This window comes from Streptomyces sp. NPDC006602, assembly GCF_042870385.1.
In the GTDB taxonomy this organism is placed as follows: Bacteria; Actinomycetota; Actinomycetes; order Streptomycetales; family Streptomycetaceae; genus Streptomyces.
Map to the genome: position 1 here is coordinate 1 of NZ_JBIAHG010000052.1, position 19,415 is coordinate 19,415.

The window sequence follows — 19,415 nt, forward strand, 5'->3', positions numbered from 1 at the left end:
CCCGGACCACGCACCATATGCGTGTCGCCGGACGCGGCGAGAACGCGGGCGACCAGGACATCCAAAACCGTTCGGGATGCCCGCAGTGACCAGGTCTGGGTACAAGACTCACTCCTGCTCACTGATTAGGAACGGTTTGTCTTTCATGACGCTGTCTCAGCGAGCTCCCACCGGGCTGCTGCCGCGCAGCACGCTCGGCGCCGTCCTGAGGGGGACGGCTCTGCCGCGCAAGGAGCTGCTGATCGCGTTCGTCAGGGCCTGCGGTGTCCAGGACATCCGGCCGTGGGAGCGGGCCTGGGACAAGGCGGTGCAGACCCGTGAGCAACTGCGGCAGGCCGACCCCTGGCACACCGTGATGGATGGCAACAAGATCTACCTGCTGTTGCACCCCCACGCACAGAAGGACGGGGACGTGCCGTCGTATCGCTCTGCACACGGCCCTCGGTCCCTGTTCAGGGAGCGGCTGCAGCGGAACAGGGGACAGAGTCTGTCCGGGTCCCGGTCCTCAGGTGACGGGCAGTCCGTAGGCCCGGTCGAAGTGCTGGGCCACAAGGTGTCCGGCCCCGTCGCAGGAGAGCTGCCAGTCGTTGACGCCGGTCTCGCGGCCGTCGGTGAAGTTCCACAGCAGACGGCCGGAGGCGGCGTCGATCGCGTAGAAACCGTTCCTGTTCTCGAAGGCCGGCACGTGGACGGCGTGCGCCCCCACCGCGATCGGGTGGTCGACGTTGAGGCGGGGGGTCTCGCAGAACCAGTGCCGAGCGCCGGTCGCCGCGTTGAAGGCGTGGACGCCGTAGGGATCGGTGCCCGTGGCGTAGACCGTGTTGCCGCCCGCCCCGAGGGAGGCGAACATGCCGCGTTCGGCCTTCGCCTTCCAGCGGAGCTTTCCGGTGGCGAGGTCCAGCGCGATGAACTCGGAGCCGATGGCGAAGACGGTTTTGCCGAGCACCGCGAGACCCGGCCGCAGGTCGTAGCCCACCGGGTGCCGCCAGCGCAGGCCACCGCCCTCGCGGGTGCTGCGGACCGTGACATTGCGCAGCCCGTCGGCGTAGACAAAGTAGTCGGAAGTGATGACGGGCTTGAGGGGAACGCCGACGTCCTCCGGGTCGACCGGTATGACGACGGCCTGGCGGGCCCTGAGGTCGACGCCGAAGACCGCGCTGGTGGAGGTCGCGACGCCCTGCTCCTCTGACCGGCGTTCCAGCCTGGCGCCGAGGACCGAGACGACATAGCCGTCGTATCCACCGAGGAGTTGATCGAACTGGAAGTCCCGGCCGAAGTCGAGGGTGAACTTCTCGGCGCCGTCGGCCAGGTCGACGCCGATCAGCGTCGCACCGGTGCCGAGGGCGACCGCGGCGTCGTTGGCCAGCAGGACGGGACTGGGCGAGAGGCTGATGCCCTGGTAGACCCATTCGGGCTGGGATCCGTTCCTCAGGTCGAGGCAGATCATGTTGCCCGGGCGGCTCTTCATCAGGGCCGTGCCGTCGTTGAAGACCGCCGGAGTCTGGAGCAGCGGGCCGCCGCGGTAGACCCAGGTCGGCTCGGGGGCGGGGCCGGGCCGACGCGCCCGCTGCCCGCCGGTCCTTCCTCCGACGACGAGGGCGGTCCCCCCGACGAGGGCCGCGCCCGCGGTCACGGCGAGGAGGGTACGCCGGCTGACAAGGGAGCGTTCGGGGGCACGGCGGTGTGCGGGTGCGGTGGCACGTTCCGTCGCCGGTTCAGCCGGTTCAGCCGGTTCAGCCGGTTCAGCCGGTTCAGCCGGTTCGACCGCGGCCGCCGGGGGTCTCCGCTCCGGCGGCTCGGCGGTGGGCGCGGCTCCACCGGTGGCTCCGGCTCCACCGGTGGCGCGGTTGTCGGCGTCCCCGGCCCGCAGGACGCGGTCCGGGTACGCCGCGCCGTCTCCGCCGTCAGTCCCGTGCGACGACGGCCCCACCGGTGTCCGGCCCGACCCGTATCGGCCGGACGCGGTGGGGGCCCCGGCGGCGGCTGCGTCGGCCGCGGGCCTTGCGGGCGCCAGGGTCCGCGCGAGGCGGTCGAGATCCGTCGCGGCCGCCCGGCGGTCGTCGACCATGGCGGACACCCGCGCGGGCAGCCAGCCCTCCGTCAGCACCTGTTCGGCCCCGCCGGGCGCGCAGGCCGCAGAGAGCCGGTCGGGGCTGATACGAAGGGCCGGGTCCTTGGCGTGACAGAGGCTGATGATTTTGTCCAATGGCTCGGGCACCAGCGTCAGATCGGCCGAACCGTGGACCACCTGGTAGAGCAGGGCGGCCGCGGCGGCCCCACTGAACGGCGCGTGTCCCGACGCCGCGAACGCGAGCACCGAGCCGAGACAGAAGACGTCTCCCTCCGGTCCCACCGGATCGCCGGTGGCCTGTTCGGGACAGACGTAGTCGAGCGAGCCGAGCAGGCCGCCGGAGCCGGTGAGCTGGTAGCCGTCCCGGGCGCGGACGATGCCGAAGTCGATGACGCGCGGACCGTCCGCGGCGAGCAGCACGTTGGACGGCTTGAGGTCACGGTGCACCAGCCCCTCGGCGTGCACCGCGATCAGCGCCTCGGCGATGCCCGCGCCCAGCGCGAGGACCGTCTCCACCGGCAGCGGCCCGTGAGCGGCGACCGCCTCGGCCAGAGTGGGGCCGGGTACGTAGGCGGTGGCGAGCCATGGCGTCTCGTCATCCGGCGCGGCGTCCACCACGGACGCCGTGTACACGCCGCCGACCGCCGCCGCGGCCGCCACCTCGCGCCGGAAGCGGATCCGGAAGTTCTTGTCCTCGGCCATCTCGGGACGGATGACCTTGACTGCGACGGTGCGGCCGGCGGGCGAGGTGGCCAGATAGACCCGGCCCATCCCGCCTGCTCCAAGACGGGCCACCGGACGGTAGGGCCCAAGCTGCTCGGGATCTTCTGGGTGCAGTGGTTGCATGCCCTCGGCCGCCTGTTCTCGGTGGTACGGGCGGGAGTCCCGCCCACGCCGCGGGGGAAGGCCCTGTGGGGGGTCTGGCAGCAGACTAGAGGCTGAAGCGGCCCATGAGAGTGCTTGTCGGCAACCGCCGCCGCTCGCCCGGACGAAGACGTTCCGCCCTACTCACGCCCTGGAACGCTGATTTGACGTCGTGTCAGAGATCGGGTGACACGTGCCCGTCCTGCGGGAACAGTGCGCCATGAGCAACAGGCAGGGAACAAGTGCAGGATGAAACCACCGGCCCGGCGGAAGACCTCCGATGTGCCGAACGTCACCCTGCGCTCTCGCCGTTCCAGACTGCTGCGGCGCGTGATGGCCCTGCCTGATCCTGTCCGGGCGACTGCTCGGGTCCTGGGCGTCGACGACTTCGCGATGCGACGCTCTCACAGCTACAGCACGGTGTTGGCGGACGGGGAAGCACATCAGGTCATCGACAGCTGCCCAGGTCCGCCGGGCGGTCGAGGACCTCATCGACATGGGCCGTTGGCACGCGGGTGACCGCGACATCCCGATCGTCTTCGATGCTGGCTACGACGCTCCGCGCATGGCCCATCTTGCTGGAAGGACTGCCAGTGGAGGTCCTCGGGCGGATGCGCACGGACCGCGAGATGCGCAAGCCCGTCCCGTTCCCTGGATCTCACCGCCACCGGGCGGACAACCGCCGAAGGACGGCAAGGAGTTCCGCGCTGGTCAGGCTAGCGCGGGGAAACCCGCTCTGACCTCAGCGAACTGAGCGCATTCCGCGCACAAAGATGCGTCAGTACGTCGTTGACCGGCGATCCGCGACAGGGCCAGGGTGAGGGAGCCATATCGGATCCCGACCACCCGTTTTCGGGTCACCGAACTGCGTGCAGGAGGCCGTGATGTTCCAGACGGACACCCGTGAACACACCGAGTTCGCAGACGCCCCTGAGGCCGCTGCTGCAGCCACTGCCGAGGCCGCCACGCCGAACGCACCGGCGGTCTCCCGCGAACTCCTCTTCCAGCGCTGCCTGTGGTGCGGCACCCCGGCGTACCGCCGTTCGTTCTGCCGTGCCTGTGGGGCCACGGCCTTCAAACGGGAGTGCAGCGAGGGCTCCGGAGTCGTCGTGCGCCGGTACGGCCATGTCCCGCACAACACGTGGTTCGTCGCGATGGACGAGGGCTTCAACCTCCTCTGCCGGGTCACCGGGACGGCACCGGTCGCGGTCGCGGTGGGGGTACGGGTGAGCGTCGTACGGCCCGCCGCCCCCCTCGGCCAGGGCCTGCCCCTCGTCGAACTCACCCACCCGACACCCCCTCCGGAGCGCTGGTGATGACGGGAAACGGCCGGGACACAGTCGCCTCGCACGCACAGGACGATCAGACAGGAGGGTGCGTGGGCACCCAGCACAACGCACCAGACGGAGGGGCCGGAGTTCTCGACGGAGCGGGACGCGGCGCGCTGGACGGTCTGCGCATCGCCGACTTCTCCCGGGTCCTCGCAGGGCCCTACGCCACGATGCTCCTCGCCGACCTCGGCGCCGACGTGGTGAAGGTGGAACGGCCGGGCATCGGGGACGACACCCGGGCCTGGCACCCTCCTGCGGACCACGACGGCACGTCGACCTATTTCCTCGGCGTCAACCGGAACAAGAGGTCCGTCGTCCTGGACCTCACGACCGACGCCGGCGTCGAGCAGGCCCGCGCCCTGGTCGCCGAGTCCGACGTGCTGGTGGAGAATTTCCGTCCCGGCACGATGGAACGGCTGGGGCTCGGCCCTCGCGAACTCCGTGCCCGCCACCCGGAGCTCATCTACTGCTCGATCAGCGGTTTCGGCAGCGGTGAGGGCGCGGGCATCCCTGGATACGACCTGCTCGTGCAGGCCGTCGGCGGGCTGATGAGCGTGACCGGCCACGCGGCCGGGGAGCCGGTGAAGGCGGGCGTGGCCCTGGTCGACGTGATCACCGGCCTGCACGCCTCGCTCGGCATCCTCGCCGCCCTCCGGCACCGGGACGCCACCGGGGAGGGCCAGTGTGTGGAGGTGAACCTGCTCGGCTCACTGCTGTCGGCCATGGTCAACCAGGCGTCGGCGTTCGCCGTCGCCGGTGTGGTTCCGGCTCGCATGGGCAACGCGCACCCGAGCATCGCCCCGTACGAGACCTTCCCGGCAGCCGATCGACCGATCGCGATCGCGGTGGGCAACGACCGGCAGTTCGCGGCGCTCGCGGGGGTTGTCGGGGATCCCGGTCTCGCCGCCGACGACCGCTTCCGCACCAACGCCGATCGCGTAGCCCACCGCACCCCCCTGCGGGACATCCTGAACGAACGGCTGGCGGGCGCCGGCGCGGACCACTGGTCGGCCGTCCTGCTGGCCGCGGGGGTGCCCGCCGGGCCGGTCAACACCCTCGACGAGGCCTTCGCCTTCGCCCAGAAGCTCGGCCTTCCCGGCATCGTCGACATCCCCGCGGCATCCGACGACGGAGCGGACGGCGCACAGGGCACGCCCTCCCGCCAGGTCGCGAGCCCCATCGCGCTGAGCGGCACACCCGCCCAGTACCGCCTGCCGCCGCCGCACCTGGGCCAGCACACCGCCGAAATTCTCCACCGCCTTTCCGACCCCGCCTGCGCGCCGAACGAAGCGGTCACCTGACCTTTCCCGGCGCGGACACCACGACCCAACCGATCACACAACCTCCAGGAGCTCACGATGAGCGGCACCAAGCCGATGAAGGACCCCCTCGACCTGATCGACCTCGCCTCCACCCTCAGCGACGAGGAGCGCGAGATCCAGGCCACCGTCGCCAAGTTCCTCGCCGACCGGGTGCGCCCGTACATCGGCGAGTGGTTCGAGAACGCCCACTTCGCCCGCGAACTCGCCCCGGAACTCGGCAAGTTGGGTGTGCTCGGCATGCACCTGGAAGGCTACGGCTGCGCCGGCACCAACGCCGTCAGCTACGGCCTGGCCTGCCTGGAGCTGGAGGCCGCGGACTCCGGCTTCCGCAGCTTCGTCTCCGTGCAGGGCTCGCTGTCGATGTTCTCCATCTGGAAGTGGGGCTCGGAGGACCAGAAGCAGGAGTGGCTGCCCCGCCTCGCCGCCGGTGAGGCGATCGGCTGCTTCGGCCTGACCGAGCCCGACTTCGGCAGCAACCCCTCCGGGATGCGCACCCGGGCCGTCCGGGACGGCGACGACTGGCTCCTCAACGGCTCCAAGATGTGGATCACCAACGGCGGCATCGCCGACGTGGCCACCGTATGGGCACAGACCGAGGACGGCATCCGCGGCTTCCTCGTGCCCCGCGGGACGCCCGGCTTCACCACGCAGGACATCAAGCAGAAGATGTCACTGCGCGCCTCCATCACCTCGGAGCTCTACTTCGACAACGTACGGCTGCCCGACTCGGCGCGGCTGCCCCTCGCGGAGGGCCTGCGCGGACCGCTGTCCTGCCTGAACGAGGCCCGCTTCGGCATCCTGTTCGGCGCGGTCGGCGCCGCCCGCGACTCGATCCAGGCAGCCATCCAATACGCCGACTCCCGAGTCCAGTTCGACAAGCCGATCAGTGCCTTCCAGCTCACCCAGAAGAAGCTCGCCGACATGAGCGTGTCCGTGGGCAACGCCGCGCTTCTCGCCGTGCACCTGGGCCGACTCAAGGACCAGCACCGCATCAGGCCCGAGCAGATCAGCGTCGGCAAGCTCAACAACGTCCGGGAAGCGATCGCCATCGCACGGGAGTGCCGCACCATCCTGGGCGCCAACGGCATCTCACTCGAGTACTCGCCGCTGCGGCACGCCAACAATCTGGAGTCGGTCCTCACCTACGAAGGTACGAGTGAGATGCACACGCTGGTCGTCGGCCAGGCGATCACCGGCCAGGCGGCGTTCCGCTGACCACGACGCCGACCACGACGGCTGAGAGAAGACACCCGTGAACATCGTCGTACTGGTCAAGCAGGTCCCGGACTCCGGTGCCGAACGCACCCTGTCCCAGGCCGACCACACCCTCGACCGCGCGGACGCCGAACTCGTCCTGGACGAGATCAACGAACGCGCCGCCGAAGAGGCCCTGACGCTGAAGGAGACGGCGGACGCCCATGTCACCGTCGTCTCCATGGGACCTGACTCCGCGCTCGACGCCATCCGCAAGGTCCTGGCGATGGGCGGTGACCGGGGCATACACATCTGCGACGACAGACTGCGCGGCGCCGACGTGCTCACGACCGCAAAGGTTCTGGCGGCCGCCGTGCGGACTGTGGAGGACCTCGACCTGGTGCTCGCCGGCGACGCGACCACCGACGGCCAGGCGAGCGCGGTCCCCGCCGTCGTCGCGGACCTGCTCGGCCTGCCGCAGGTGACCCATGTGCGGAAGCTGGAGGTGGACGCGGGACGCGTGCGCGCCGAGCGGGAGACCGAGGACGGCGAGGCGACGCTGGACGCTCCGCTGCCCGCGCTGGTCAGCGTGACCGAGAAGATCAACGAGCCGCGCTACCCATCCTTCAAGGGGATCATGGCCGCCAAGAAGAAGCCGGTGGACACGGTCGACCTCGGTGACCTGTTCCCCGACGCGGCCGGATTCCTCGTGACCCGCACGCGTGTGGTAGAGGCCGTCCCGCGTCCCCCGCGAACCGCCGGAACCCGCATCACGGACGACGGTTCGGCCGGTCGGCAGCTCGCCGCGTACCTGATCACCCAGAAGCTCGTCTGAACCGCCCGACCAGGAGACAGGCCCCCATGCCCGAAGTCCTCGTACTCGTCGACCACGACGGGGAACGTGTCAACACATCAACCTACGAGCTCCTGGCCGCCGCACGGCGGCTGGGGGACCCGGCCGCCGTCGTCGTGGGAACCCCCGGCACAGCCACACGCCTCAGGGAGTCCCTCGCCCGCCACGGCGCCACGAGCGTCCACGCGGCGGAATCCACCGACGCGGCCCAGTTTCTCGTCACGCCCGCCGTCGACGCCCTGGAGCTCGCGGTCCGGGAAACCGCTGCCGCCGCCGTTCTCGTCTCCGCCACCACGGACGGCAGGGAGGTGGCCGGACGCCTCGCCGCCCGGCTGGACGCAGGGCTGCTGATCGACGCGGTCGACCTTGACTCGTCCGGGGTGGTCACCCAGATCGTCTTCGGCGGGTCCTACACCGTGCGCTCACAGGTCACCCACGGCATACCGGTGATCGCCGTGCGCCCGGGCGCCTTCGAACCGGAGGAGCATCCCGTGGAGGCGGGGGAGCAGGAGCTGGCCCTGCCGCCGGTCGACCCCGCAGCGTCCGCCCGCATCACCGCCCGGCGCGCCGCCCCCGCGGGCGACCGACCCGGGCTCACCGAAGCGACCGTCGTGGTCTCCGGAGGCCGCGGTGTCGCGGGAGCGGACGGTTTCAAGGTCGTAGAGGAGCTGGCCGACGCCCTGGGGGGTGCCGTGGGCGCCTCGCGCGCCGCGGTAGACGCCGGCTACTACCCGCACCAGTACCAGGTCGGTCAGACCGGCAAGACCGTCTCCCCGCAGCTGTACATCGCCCTGGGCATCTCCGGGGCCATCCAGCACCTCGCCGGGATGCAGACCTCCAAGACGATCCTCGCGGTCAACAAGGACCCGGAGGCACCGATCCTCGGCCTCGCCGACTACGGCGTGGTGGGCGACCTCTTCTCGGTGGCTCCCCAGCTCACGCAGGAAATGGCCGCCCGCCGCGCAGTCAGCTGACTCTGCCGGCCCGCCTGAGCCCCGAACTGCAGCGTGCGGAACGGCTCGACGGCGCGCAGCGCCTGCGGCGGGAAGGCGCGTTTCGGCCCCAGTTCAGGGCCACAACCAGAGGGTGACCAGGTTCAACCTGCGAATGCCGGAAGACCTCTACGCCAGGGCCAAGACGGCCGCTGACGCCGACGACCGCTCCCTGAACTCGTGGCTGGTCTCGCTCGTGCGACAGGCTGTCGACTCGGGCGAGACGCCGGATCGCCCTGGCGGCGATCCGGCTTCCCCTGCCCCGCTACGCGGGAGCGGGCATTCAAGCCGGTCCTGAAGGACCGGGCACTCCGCCCGAGAGCAAGATGGAAGCCACCTCGTACGGCATCAAGTCGCTCTCCGAAGAAGCCGACCAGGGGCTGTCCGGTTGGTCAGGTCGCAGGAGACCGTCGGTGCCTGGCCGGTGCCGGTGAGCGGATCACGACGCCGAGCGATGGCACGGACGCCGAAAGAATGGCCCGCGGACGGGATTGCCTCAGCCGGACCTCGTGCCGCTGGACCTGCCGCGTTGGTGCGCCGACGTGCGTGCGCCGGCTTCCGTGCCTCACTGCGCGCCGCTCGATTCGGCCCGGCGCAGATGTCGGTCGTCACAGCCGAACCGCACAGCCTCGCGGACGGGTTCGGCCAGGTGGTACGGCGTTTCCCGCTACGGATGGGCGGCGGGTGGAGTGCCTGAGGCCCTCTGGCACGTCAGGGCTCGCCGACAACGCGGTCGACCTGATCGGCTGCCCGCTCGGGGAGCGGGCAGCCGAGGACGCAGGCCCGGTCTTGCTGACCCGGCGCGTCCCCGTCCACTTGATCAGCGGCTCACCGACCCGGGCTGAGGCCCCGGGGAGGGCTGTACCGTCTCGGGCCGGGTCCGGGAACAGTGTCTCGCGCGGTGCGGGCCTGACCTCGCCGATCCCGCCCCGGACCGCGGTGACGGCGGTGGACGTACGGTGCCCGGGGCACGTGGAACACCGCGTCACCGCAGGCCCTCAGGCCGCCTGGTAGCTGAAGAATCCCTGCCCTGACTTACGGCCCAGCAGCCCCGACTCGACCATGCGGCGCAGCAGCGGGGGAGGGGCGTACAGCGGTTCCCGGTACTCCTCGTACAGCGCCTCGCCTATGGCCGCGACGGTGTCCAGGCCGATGAGGTCGGCGAGGCGCAGCGGGCCCATGGGGTGAGCGCAGCCGGCGGTCATCCCCGTGTCGATGTCCTCGGCCGTGGCGGTGCCGGAGCTGACCATCCGCACTGCTGCCAACAGGTAGGGAACCAGCAGGGAGTTCACCACGAATCCCGCGCGGTCCTGCGTGACGATCGTCCTCTTGCCCAGGGTCTCGCCCGCGAAGGCGCGCATGCGCAGTTGCGTGGCCTTTGAGGTCTGCAACGAGGGGATGACCTCCACCAGTGGCATGAGGGGGACCGGGTTGAAGAAGTGCAGGCCGACGACCGCCTCCGGTCGTCCGGTCGCCGCCGCGAGCCGGGCGATGGGGATTGAGGAGGTGTTGCTGGCCAGGACGGCGGCCGGGTCGGTGACGATCTCGTCCAGCTGCCGGAACAGCGCCGTCTTGGCCTGCTCGTCCTCGACGGCGGCCTCGATGACCAGGTCGGCTCCGGCCAGGCGGGAGAGATCGGCGCAGACCGAGATCCGGGCCAGGGCGTGGGCGCGGTCTCCGGGGGCGATGGTGCCGCGCTTCTCCGCCTTGAGCAGGGAGTCCGCCAAGCCTGCGAGTCCGGCACGAGCCCTGTCCTCCGTCACGTCGCACAAGGTGACGTGCAGCCCGGCCCGGGCGCAGACCTCGGTGATGCCCCGGCCCATCTGCCCGGCGCCGACGACCCCCACGTGCTTGATCGATGTCATGTGTTCCTCCGCCTGTCCTTCCGCCCGGCGGCGGTCGAACGACGCCGCCACGGTCTGTGGTGCCGTGTTGAGCGTAGGCCGGTAACACCCCCTCTGACCTGCTCCGACAGTGCGTATTCCGCGCACAAACATGCGCCGGTTCGTCACTGTCCGGCCGTGCCGCGCAGAGCCATGCCGACCGCGATCAGGCGAGCCGGACGACCGGAGAGGCGAGCACGACGAGGCGGTCGCAGGCGTCGAGGACGGCACCCCGGGGGCGGACCTGACGGCGCTGCCGGTGAGGGGGCCGAGACCCCCTGAGCAGACTGTGATCGAGGGAGTGCGGCCCGCGCCGGTGCCCCCGCTCGCCGGAGCACCGGTCAGCCGGCGGTGACCGTGGCGGCGGCGGCCTCTCGCAGGCGGCGGATCACGCCGCGCACCGCGGGCGAGGTCTCGCCCCTGCGGTAGGCACCCACCAGGCGGGTGGTCGGCGAGACGTCCGCCAGCGGACGGTAGGCCACCCCGGGGATGTGCACGCGGCGCAGGGAATCAGGGACCAGAGCCACCGCGAGACCACCGCCCACCAGCGTCAGAGCCGCGATGAAGTCCCGCACCGGGGGAGCGCACCGCGGGCTGAACCCGCCTTGCTCCGCCACCTCGAGGATCTGGTCGCGGCAGCCGTACTCCTCGTCGAAGTGCGGCGCCACGAACCACTCGTCGCGCAACTGCGCCGCCGGTATCGCGTCGTACGCCGCCAGCGGCGCTCCGGCCGGCAGCGCCAGGACGACGTCCTCGGTGAGCAGGCAGGTGGCCGTGACGTCGGGCGGGTACTCCGGCCGCCAGCGCAGGAAGCCGACGTCGATGTCCCCGCAGGCCAGCGCTTCCAGTTGGGCCGGTGTCTCCAGCTCGCGCACCTGCACGGTCAGCTCGGTGCCGGGGGCCGCGCAGCGGGTGAGCACGTCGGTCAGCACCCCGGAGAACGCGGCCGAGGCGACGTACGCGATCTGGGCGTGCCCCAACTCCCCGCGACCGGCACGCCGGCCCACCGTCTCGGCCCGGGAGACCTGGGCGAGGGTCAGCCGCGCCTCCTCGAGAAACAGCCGCCCGGCACTGGTCAGCGCCGGGCGGCTGCGTCGTCCACGGTCGATGAGCCGCACGCCCAAGTGCGACTCCAGCGCCCTGATCTGGGCGCTGAGCGCCGACGGAGCAAGATGCAGACGGTCCGCGGCCCGCGCGAAGTGCAGTTCCTCCGCGACGGTGACGAACGATTCCAGCCAGCGCAGTTCCACCGGCTCCTCCATCCTGCCGGGCCTGTGCTGATCAGAGCACCGGCCGTGTGCACGGCTTGTGTGAAGCACCCCGCGGCGGCTTCAGGGCAGAACAGGTCCGCCGCGGGGAGCGTACGGGGCGCCAGGAGCATGGCCGGCGCAGGGGCGCCCGGACGCTGGCCGGGGCCTGCGGTTCAGGGGATGACGACGTAGTTGCTGAACCCGCCGTCGCGGTCCTCCAGACCCGAGATCGCCTCGTTGACCTTGGCCAGCGGGAAGGGCTTGGCCTGCAGGTAGGACAGATTCAGGGCGCCCGTGCCCACCATGTCGGCGAGTTCCTGCCCCTGCGCGGTGGAGAACCAGTTGGAGCCGATCAGCTGGACCTGCTCGTCCATGAGCCACTTCACGTCCACAGGCAGCCGGTCGGCCACGCCGCCGACGTTGACGACCTTGCCGCCCCTGCGGACGCCCTGCATGGAGTCGAGCATCGTCTCCACCGGTGCCTTGGCGCCCAGCGCGCTGATCACGTAGTCCGCGCCCTCGCCGCCGGTACGGGACTTCGCCCACTCGCCCGTGGAGCCGTCACCCAGCCGGAAGACCTCGACCCGCTTTGGGTCCAGTTCCTTGACGCGCTTCAGGAGCTCCTCGTTGCGGCCGGTCCCCAGGATCCGGGAGGCACCGGAGGCCAGCGCGAGCACGGTCGCCGCGACCCCCAGGGTGCCGGTGACCCCGTCGATCAGCGCCACCTGGCCGGGCCCCGCCGCGGCGTTCTTGAGGGCGCCGTAGGACGTGCCGATGTAGCCGAGCTTGCCGGCCTGCTCGAACGTCATGGTGTCCGGGATGTTGACGATCGAGGACTGCGGGGCGGTCATGTACTCCGCGAAGCCGCCGTACGGGTAGAGGTCGAAGATCCGCTGGCCGTCACGGGAGGTGCTGAAGTAGCCGTTCAGCGTGAAATAGCGGCACCGGCTCAGTTCACCGCCCCGGCACACCTGGCAACTTCCGCACCCACGCAGGGGGTTGACGTAAACCCGGTCGCCGGGCTTGGTGTTCAGCACCGCCTCGCCGACGGCTTCGACCACGCCGGAGGCGTCCAGGCCGAAGATGGCGGGGAACTTGGGCAACGGCTGGTGCGGGAACCAGGTGGGCCAGTTGTTGATCACATTGGCCATGTTCGGCACGATCCCGCACGCCTTGACCCGCACCAGCACGTCGGTCGGCCGCGGGGTGGGCACGTCGATGGTGTCCACCGACATCGGCTCACCGAGCGCGTGCAGTCGTGCAGCGAGCATTTTCGCCATTGAAATACTCCTTGAAACTGCTCCGTCCCAGGCGGCCGGAGGCGGAGACATAAAGAATTGCCTATGAATTCGGGAAAGGGTTCGGATAATTGTCTTCGAGGTCGATGCCCAGCAGCCCCATGATGCGGACCCCGGAGTTGTACCAGGCGATGGACAACGACAGTTCGACCATCTGCTTGTCCGTCAGGTGCTCGGCTGCGGCACTCCACGTCTCGTTCGACACCTCGACCTGGAGCGTGGACTCCTTGGCGAGGCGCATCACCGCCTTCTCCACCCCGTCGAACAGGTCGGACGACTCGAAGTCGGCCACCGCCGCGAGTTGTTCTTCGGTGAGCCCGGCCCCCAGCCCGTGCGACTGGTGGTGCGCGACCTCGTACGCGGACCGGGTCGCGTGCCCCACGGTCAGAATCGCCAGTTCACGCAGCTTGGGGCTGAGGTCGGCGGCGCGCAGCGAGTTGGCGTAGGTCAGGAAGGCGTCCAGCTGGGTCGGCGCATGGGTGAGGGCGAGGAAGATGTTCGCCGTGGGTACCTTGCGTTCGGTCTCCAGCCGGTCGTACAGGCTCTTCTGCGCCTCGTCGGCGTCCTCGCGGCGCAGGTAGGGGACTCGTGCCATGGTGTCTCCTCGGGGGGACGTGATCGTACGAAAAGGTCAGTGGGCGGACTGTTCGAGCAGGAACCGCTCCATCGACATCGGCTTCGGCAGCTCGGCCGGCGGGATCTGCTTCACGCCGACGAAGGGCGACGCCTCGAAGTACCACTTCTCCAGGGCCGGCAGGCCCCAGCGGGCGTTGGTGCTCAGTGCTGCCGCGTCCCAGCGCACCGGGTCGATCTCGGTGTCGATCGTCTGGTAGTGGCTGTTGAAGACCTCCACCCGGTGCCCGTCGGGGTCACGGAGGTAGGCGAAGAGCATCCCGCCCGGACCGTGCCGTCCCGGGCCCCGCTCCACGCCGTCGCCGTAGCCTTGGATGCCCGCCCAGTCGCAGGCGGTGAAGATGTCGTGGCTCTCGGAGACGGTGTACGCGAAGTGGTGCAGGGCGGGCCCGGTGTTCTCGATGATCGCCAGGTCCAGACAGGTGCCCTTGCGGTACATGAAGGCGCCCAGCAGCTTGTCCCCGTGCTCCAGATACTCCGAGTTGCGGAAGCCGAGCTCGCTGTAGAACGCGCACAGCTCGTAGGTGTCGGGCGCGAAGATCTGGTAGTGGTCCAGCCGCTGCGCGTGCGCACCCTTGTAGAGCTCGAAGTTGATGTGCAGGCGCGGTCGCGTCTCCATGTGAGCGCAGAGTTCGAGCGGCGTGCCGATGGGGTCGCTGACGTGCAGGGTGCGGCCCTGGTAGGGGAGGTCGACCCACTCGGCGGGCAGTCCCCGCTCACGGAACCAGGTGTATGCCAGGTCGAGGTCCTCGTCGAAGAACACCCGGTAGCCGACCCTCCTGCATGTGCCACCACCCTCCTCGTCGAGCTCCAGGACGAGACTGTGGTGGCAGGCCTCGGCGAGGCCGCGGAGGTAGCAGGTGCGCTCGTCCTCGTCGCTGACGACCAGTCCCAGCACGTTCACGTAGAAGTTCCGGCTCTCGGCCAGATCCTCGACTGTGAGGCGAACGTGACTGGAGCGGGTGATGTTGAAACTCGGGCGCAGATTGACGGGTGGCAGCATGCTGGTCTCCGTGCTCGGATCGGCTCTGGATTTCGGTGACTGTAATACGTAATGACTCGGGGCCGTTTTACGGTTTGGTCGTCGAAGGGCCGGCCCCGGCGAATGTGAATGCGGACCACCCGCTGAATTTTGCGGATCCGCCGAGGGACTCCTCGATCCGCAGGACCTCGTTCCACTTGGCCATGCGCTCGGAGCGGGTGAACGAGCCCACCTTCAGCTGACCCGCGTCCCAGCCGACGCTCAGATGGGCGATGGTGACGTCCTCGGTTTCCCCGGACCGGGCCGAGACGATCGTGCCGAAACCGGCATCCTTTCCGGCGCGCAGGGCCTGGAAGGACTCCGTGACGGTACCGGCCTGGTTGGGTTTGACGAGGACGGCGTTCGCCGCCCCGCTGGTGGCCGCCGCCTCCACGCGCTTGGCGTTCGTGACCAGGTAGTCGTCGCCGATCACCTGGCAGCGGTGGCCGTAGCGCCGGGTGAACTCCATCATGCCCTCGTGGTCGTCCTCGCCCACCGGGTCCTCGACGGAGAGAATCGGGTACTGCTCGAGCCAGCCGCCCAGCATGTCGATCAGCGCTTCGGTGTCCAGCGTGCGGTCGTCCAGGGCCAGCCTGTACCGCCCGCCGCTGCCGAACTGCGAGGCTGCGACGTCCAGCGAGATGCCCACCTGGGAGGAGGGCGCGAAGCCCGCGCTCTCGATGGCCAGGGTCAGCATCTCCAGCGCCTCCTCGTTGGAGTCGAACGCGGGCCAGAACCCGCCCTCGTCGGCCACGCCCTGCGCCTTGCCGGCCTTCCGCATCAGGGTTCCGGCAGCCCGGTAGATCTCCGCCGTCCAGTCCAGGGCCTCGGAGAAGCTCCGTGCCGCCGGGCAGACCACCATGAAGTCCTGGACGTCGACGCGGCGGTCCGCGTGGGCTCCGCCACCGAAGATCTGGATCTCCGGAAGCGGGATGCGGACCGGCCGCCCGGCCGCCAGGTGCTGCCACAGGGGTACGCCCGCCGAAGCGGCGGTGGCGTGCAGGACCGCCATGGACGTGGCCACGATCGCGTTGCCGCCCAGCCGGCTGCGGTCGGGGGTGCCGTCGAGGTTCACCAGGAGCCGGTCGACGGCCTCCTGGTCACCCGCGTCGCGGCCGGTGAGCGCGGGGGCGATCTCGTGGTTCACCGAGCCCACGGCGCGCTGGACGTCGAGCCCGCCGAAGCGGCTGCCGCCGTCGCGCAGGTCGAGGGCCTCTCCCTGGCCCGTCGATGCGCCCGCCGGGGCGATCGCCCTGCCCACCGCACCGTCCGTGAGGTGGACCTCGGCCTCGACGGTCGGCCGACCGCGGGAGTCCCACACCCTGCGGCCGTAGAGCTTGGCGATCCGCGCGTCTGTCATTGCGGTGCGACCTTTCGGAGTTCGGACGATCGGGTCGGTGAGAGGTGCCCGTGCCGGTCAGCGGGGCCATCCCCGCAGCCGGAGGCGCCGGAGGCGTACGGAAGAAAGCCCTCGCCGACGAAACGGGCGCGGTCGGCCCCCGCGGGGCGGCACCTGAATCGGTGCGGCGGCGCTGGGCGCGAGCGCGAGGGTAAGGGCGAGGGGTGTTCGTTCACTGCGACTCTGCGTGCTAACGATAGCGCAATCGTGCAAAGTTGCAGCCGCCCTGTCAAGGGGCGGGCGGCCTTCGATCCAGGGGTCGGTTGTTTCACGCCCTCTTGGTTCGCCCAGGAAGCTAATGCTATCGTTCGCACAGATCTGCTCCGGCGAGAACTCCGGCGGACCCGCTCTCCTGAATCGACGGACAGCACAGGCGGTGCGGGTCCGCCGGGCCGCATCCCGGCCGACAGAAAAGAGAGCCCGACGTGACACTCCAGCCCTCTGCGGCGCCCATGACCCTCACCACCGTCGTGGCCAGCACGCGCCCCGGACGCGTGGGCAGATCGGTCGCGGACTGGTTCGCTCTCCGGGCCGCCGAGTACGACCAGTTCGACTCGCACACCGTCGACCTGTACGAACTCGCTCTCCCCTTCTTCGACGAGCCGCATCCGCCCGCGCTGCGGGAGTACACCAAGAGCCACACCCGCGAATGGAGCCGGATCGTCGACGCGTCGGACGCGTTCGTCTTCGTCACCCCGGAGTACAACGGCGGCTTCCCCGCCCCGTTGAAGAACGCGTGGGACTACCTCGTCGTGGAGTGGCAGCACAAGCCGGCCGCGTTCGTCAGCTACGGGGGCGTCTCGGCGGGCACCAGGGCGGTGCAGATGGGCAAGCAGGTCGTGGCGAACCTCAGGATGCTGCCGATCGGGCCGACCGTGAGCATCCCCTTCGTCAGCGAACTCGTCGAGGGCGGCGACTTCAAGCCCGGCAAGATACACGAGGCCGCTGCCGAGCAGGTGCTCGACGAACTCGCGCGCACCGCCCGCGTCATGCGGCGGCTGCGCAGCGGAACGTACTGACCCGCGCCGCGCACGTGCGAAGGCGCCCGGAGCACATCGCTCCGGGCGCCTTCGGCGTTTGCAGGTGATGCCGACCGCTCGGCCGACCGCCCCTGGCTCAGACGGACCTGGACGGAGCCTTTTCGGCCGGGGGTGCCGTGCTGCCGCGCAGGACCAGGGATCCGGGGGACACCGACGTGTAGGGGCCGTCGTTGTCGGGTTTGGTCTTGAGCCGGCGCATCAGCCACAGCGCGCAGCCGGTGGCCATCTCCTGGATGGGCAGCCCGATCGTGGTCAGTCCGGGACCCCACCAGGAAAACCCCGGCTCGTCCCCGAACCCGACCACGGACAGTTCCCCGGGCACCTTCACGCCCTGTTCGGACAGCTCCTCCAGGACCCCGATGGTGAGCTGAACCGATCCCAGTACGAGCGCGGTGGGCGTGTACGGGCCCTTCAGGAGCCGGCGCACCGCCTGGCGGCCGAAGTCCACGGACGACGGCGGTCCCAGTTCCGTACGCCCGGCATCGTCGGGCAGGCCGCCTTCGCTCAGGGCGCTGCGGAAGCCGCGCAGACGCTCCGCACCCGTGGGCAGTTCCTCGGGGCCGCCCACGTACGCGACGCGGGTGTGCCCCTGGGCCACCAGGTGGGCCGTGGCCTCGCGCAGTGACTCGTGGTCGTCCACACCGAACCACTGGGAACCGAGCGAGGGATGGCGGCGCAGCAACTGAAGGTGCGGCAGGCCGCGCAGGAGCTTGACGGAGTCGCCGTGCGGGCGTGCGGTGGGAACGATGATGACGCCGGCCACGCGGTTGGCGGACAGCTCGCGCAGGTGGCGCAGCTCCACCATCCGGTCGTCGTCGGTCTCGGAGAGCATCAGCTGGAAGTCCTCGGACTCCATGTTCTTGGACAGCTCGTGCGCGATCGTCGAGTAGAAGCTGTTGCGGATGTCCGGGATGACCAGCGCGACCACGTTGCTGGAGGCGCCGCGCATCATCCGTGCCGCCCGGTTGCCGACGTATCCCATCTCGGAAGCGGCCTGGCGGACCCGGAACTTGGTCTCCTCGCTGATGCGGGCATCGTCGGAAAGTGCCCGGCCGACCGTCGAGACGGAGATTCCGAGGCGTTCGGCGATGTCCTTGGTGGTGATCACGTAAGGGCCCCCTCGAGCTGACTGATCCCTTTGCCGTCACTTTCCGTATGCCAACGATAGCATTTGCGTCGCACCCAGTGGTCGGGGACGTGGGGGCGCCAGGTTGGTCATCGTCATTGTGCTAACGTTAGCATTACTGAATGGGCCGTGCAGCCGCCCGCGGCTGCCTAGTTGCGGAGGTGTCCGTGCGGATCGTCAGGTATGCCGTCAGCGGCGTGCGTCACTACGGAGAGCTGGAATCCGGTGACGAGTCAATCGCGCGATTCGAGGGCGATCCCTTCACCGGACTGTTCCCTACGGGGGACGTCGACGAAGTGGGCGACGTGGTCATTCTCCCGCCGCTGGAACGACCCCGGATCTTCGGGTTCGCCTACAACTACGCCTCGCACGTCGACGAGACCGACCGCGAGGTTCCGGAAGTTCCCGTGTGCTTCATGAAGCCGAGCACCGCTGTGATTGGGCCGGATGACGCCATCGTCTATCCGGCGGATGGCGAACTGATCCATTTCGAAGGCGAGTTGGTCGTCGTCATCGGAAGAGAAGCCCGCCATGTGAAGCCCTCCGAGGCCCATGAATACATCCTCGGCTACACGTGCGGCAATGACGTCAGCGACCGCATCGTCCAGCGCAAGGAAAGTGCGTTCGGAACGCTGCTGATCGGCAAGGGGCAGGACACGTTCGCTCCTCTCGGGCCGGTCATCGCGACCGAACTCGACCCGTCGGCACTGTCGCTGACGACCCGTGTGAACGGGGCCGTCGCGCAGTCGGCGAGCACCGCCGACCTGCTGCTCGCCGTTCCCGACATCGTCAGCTATCTCAGCCGTTATCTGACGCTGCTGCCCGGAGACGCGATCATGACGGGCACGCCGTCCGGCGTCGGGCCGATCCGGCCCGGAGACGAGATCGAGGTGGAGATCGAGGGCATCGGTGTCCTGCGCAATCCGGTCGTGGCCGAGAGCCTCTGACTTCGGACCTCGGCCGGGCGATCTCGCCACGGGGCCTGCCCACCGCCGAGCGGTGGGCAGGCCCCGTGGCGTGTCGGGGTGGCTCCCGTGTCCTGGCGGAGCAGTGGGGGGGGGGGGGGGGGGGGGGGGGGGGGGGGGGGGGGGGGGGGGGGGCGCCGGCGGCGGGGGGGGGGGGGGGGGGCGGGGGGCCG

At 70.0% G+C, this 19,415-nt stretch carries 17 protein-coding genes; 9 read left to right on the forward strand and 8 right to left on the reverse strand.

Features of this window, described 5'->3' with window-relative positions; genetic code table 11:
* Positions 1–505: 505 nt before the first annotated feature.
* Complete coding sequence (locus ACFYO2_RS46080) at positions 506–2,842, reverse strand: PQQ-binding-like beta-propeller repeat protein (protein WP_388362525.1); 2,337 nt, start codon at positions 2,840–2,842, stop codon at positions 506–508.
* Positions 2,843–3,296: 454 nt separating this feature from the next.
* On the opposite strand from ACFYO2_RS46080, the gene ACFYO2_RS46085 reads away from it, so the two are divergent.
* The 7 genes from ACFYO2_RS46085 (at position 3,297) to ACFYO2_RS46115 (ending at position 8,925) form a co-directional block, all read left to right on the forward strand.
* Entirely contained in the window at positions 3,297–3,689 is a 393-nt protein-coding gene (locus tag ACFYO2_RS46085) for a transposase (protein WP_388362610.1), read from the forward strand.
* Between the two features lie 130 nt (positions 3,690–3,819).
* Positions 3,820–4,251 carry a zinc ribbon domain-containing protein gene (locus tag ACFYO2_RS46090; RefSeq protein WP_388362528.1) on the forward strand — a complete coding sequence of 144 codons (432 nt, stop codon included), beginning with the start codon at positions 3,820–3,822 and terminating at the stop codon, positions 4,249–4,251.
* A 62-nt stretch (positions 4,252–4,313) separates the two neighbouring features.
* Positions 4,314–5,567, forward strand: coding sequence for a CaiB/BaiF CoA transferase family protein (locus ACFYO2_RS46095; RefSeq protein WP_388362531.1), 1,254 nt, complete (start codon positions 4,314–4,316; stop codon positions 5,565–5,567).
* Positions 5,568–5,624: 57 nt separating this feature from the next.
* Complete coding sequence (locus ACFYO2_RS46100; protein WP_388362534.1) at positions 5,625–6,803, forward strand: acyl-CoA dehydrogenase family protein; 1,179 nt, start codon at positions 5,625–5,627, stop codon at positions 6,801–6,803.
* Positions 6,804–6,840: 37 nt separating this feature from the next.
* Positions 6,841–7,617, forward strand: coding sequence for an electron transfer flavoprotein subunit beta/FixA family protein (locus ACFYO2_RS46105; RefSeq protein WP_388362536.1), 777 nt, complete (start codon positions 6,841–6,843; stop codon positions 7,615–7,617).
* A gap of 26 nt (positions 7,618–7,643) precedes the next feature.
* Positions 7,644–8,609, forward strand: a complete 966-nt coding sequence (locus ACFYO2_RS46110; protein ID WP_388362539.1) for an electron transfer flavoprotein subunit alpha/FixB family protein — start codon at positions 7,644–7,646, stop codon at positions 8,607–8,609.
* Positions 8,610–8,721: 112 nt separating this feature from the next.
* Entirely contained in the window at positions 8,722–8,925 is a 204-nt protein-coding gene (locus tag ACFYO2_RS46115) for an Arc family DNA-binding protein (protein ID WP_388362541.1), read from the forward strand.
* Between the two features lie 700 nt (positions 8,926–9,625).
* Here the strand turns inward: ACFYO2_RS46115 and ACFYO2_RS46120 are convergent.
* The 6 genes from ACFYO2_RS46120 to eno form a co-directional block, all read right to left on the reverse strand.
* Positions 9,626–10,492, reverse strand: a complete 867-nt coding sequence (locus ACFYO2_RS46120) for a 3-hydroxybutyryl-CoA dehydrogenase (RefSeq protein WP_388362544.1) — start codon at positions 10,490–10,492, stop codon at positions 9,626–9,628.
* A gap of 359 nt (positions 10,493–10,851) precedes the next feature.
* A complete protein-coding gene (locus ACFYO2_RS46125; protein ID WP_388362546.1) occupies positions 10,852–11,772 on the reverse strand; it encodes a LysR substrate-binding domain-containing protein in 921 nt (306 codons plus the stop codon).
* A gap of 161 nt (positions 11,773–11,933) precedes the next feature.
* On the reverse strand, positions 11,934–13,031 hold the full coding sequence (locus ACFYO2_RS46130) for an alcohol dehydrogenase catalytic domain-containing protein (protein WP_388362549.1): 1,098 nt from the start codon (positions 13,029–13,031) through the stop codon (positions 11,934–11,936).
* A 70-nt stretch (positions 13,032–13,101) separates the two neighbouring features.
* Positions 13,102–13,653, reverse strand: coding sequence for a carboxymuconolactone decarboxylase family protein (locus tag ACFYO2_RS46135; RefSeq protein WP_388362552.1), 552 nt, complete (start codon positions 13,651–13,653; stop codon positions 13,102–13,104).
* 36 nt (positions 13,654–13,689) lie between these two features.
* Positions 13,690–14,694 carry a VOC family protein gene (locus ACFYO2_RS46140; RefSeq protein WP_388362555.1) on the reverse strand — a complete coding sequence of 335 codons (1,005 nt, stop codon included), beginning with the start codon at positions 14,692–14,694 and terminating at the stop codon, positions 13,690–13,692.
* Positions 14,695–14,761: 67 nt separating this feature from the next.
* On the reverse strand, positions 14,762–16,072 hold the full coding sequence (gene eno / locus ACFYO2_RS46145; RefSeq protein WP_388362558.1) for a phosphopyruvate hydratase: 1,311 nt from the start codon (positions 16,070–16,072) through the stop codon (positions 14,762–14,764).
* Between the two features lie 491 nt (positions 16,073–16,563).
* On the opposite strand from eno, the gene ACFYO2_RS46150 reads away from it, so the two are divergent.
* Positions 16,564–17,130, forward strand: a complete 567-nt coding sequence (locus ACFYO2_RS46150) for an NADPH-dependent FMN reductase (RefSeq protein WP_388362613.1) — start codon at positions 16,564–16,566, stop codon at positions 17,128–17,130.
* A gap of 97 nt (positions 17,131–17,227) precedes the next feature.
* On the opposite strand, the gene ACFYO2_RS46155 is transcribed toward ACFYO2_RS46150, so the two are convergent.
* Positions 17,228–18,259, reverse strand: a complete 1,032-nt coding sequence (locus tag ACFYO2_RS46155; RefSeq protein ID WP_388362561.1) for a LacI family DNA-binding transcriptional regulator — start codon at positions 18,257–18,259, stop codon at positions 17,228–17,230.
* 185 nt (positions 18,260–18,444) lie between these two features.
* Here ACFYO2_RS46155 and ACFYO2_RS46160 point away from each other — a divergent pair, with 185 nt between their 5' ends.
* Positions 18,445–19,224 (forward strand): fumarylacetoacetate hydrolase family protein, encoded by a 780-nt coding sequence (locus ACFYO2_RS46160; protein WP_388362563.1) that lies wholly within the window; start codon positions 18,445–18,447, stop codon positions 19,222–19,224.
* Positions 19,225–19,415 lie beyond the last annotated feature (191 nt).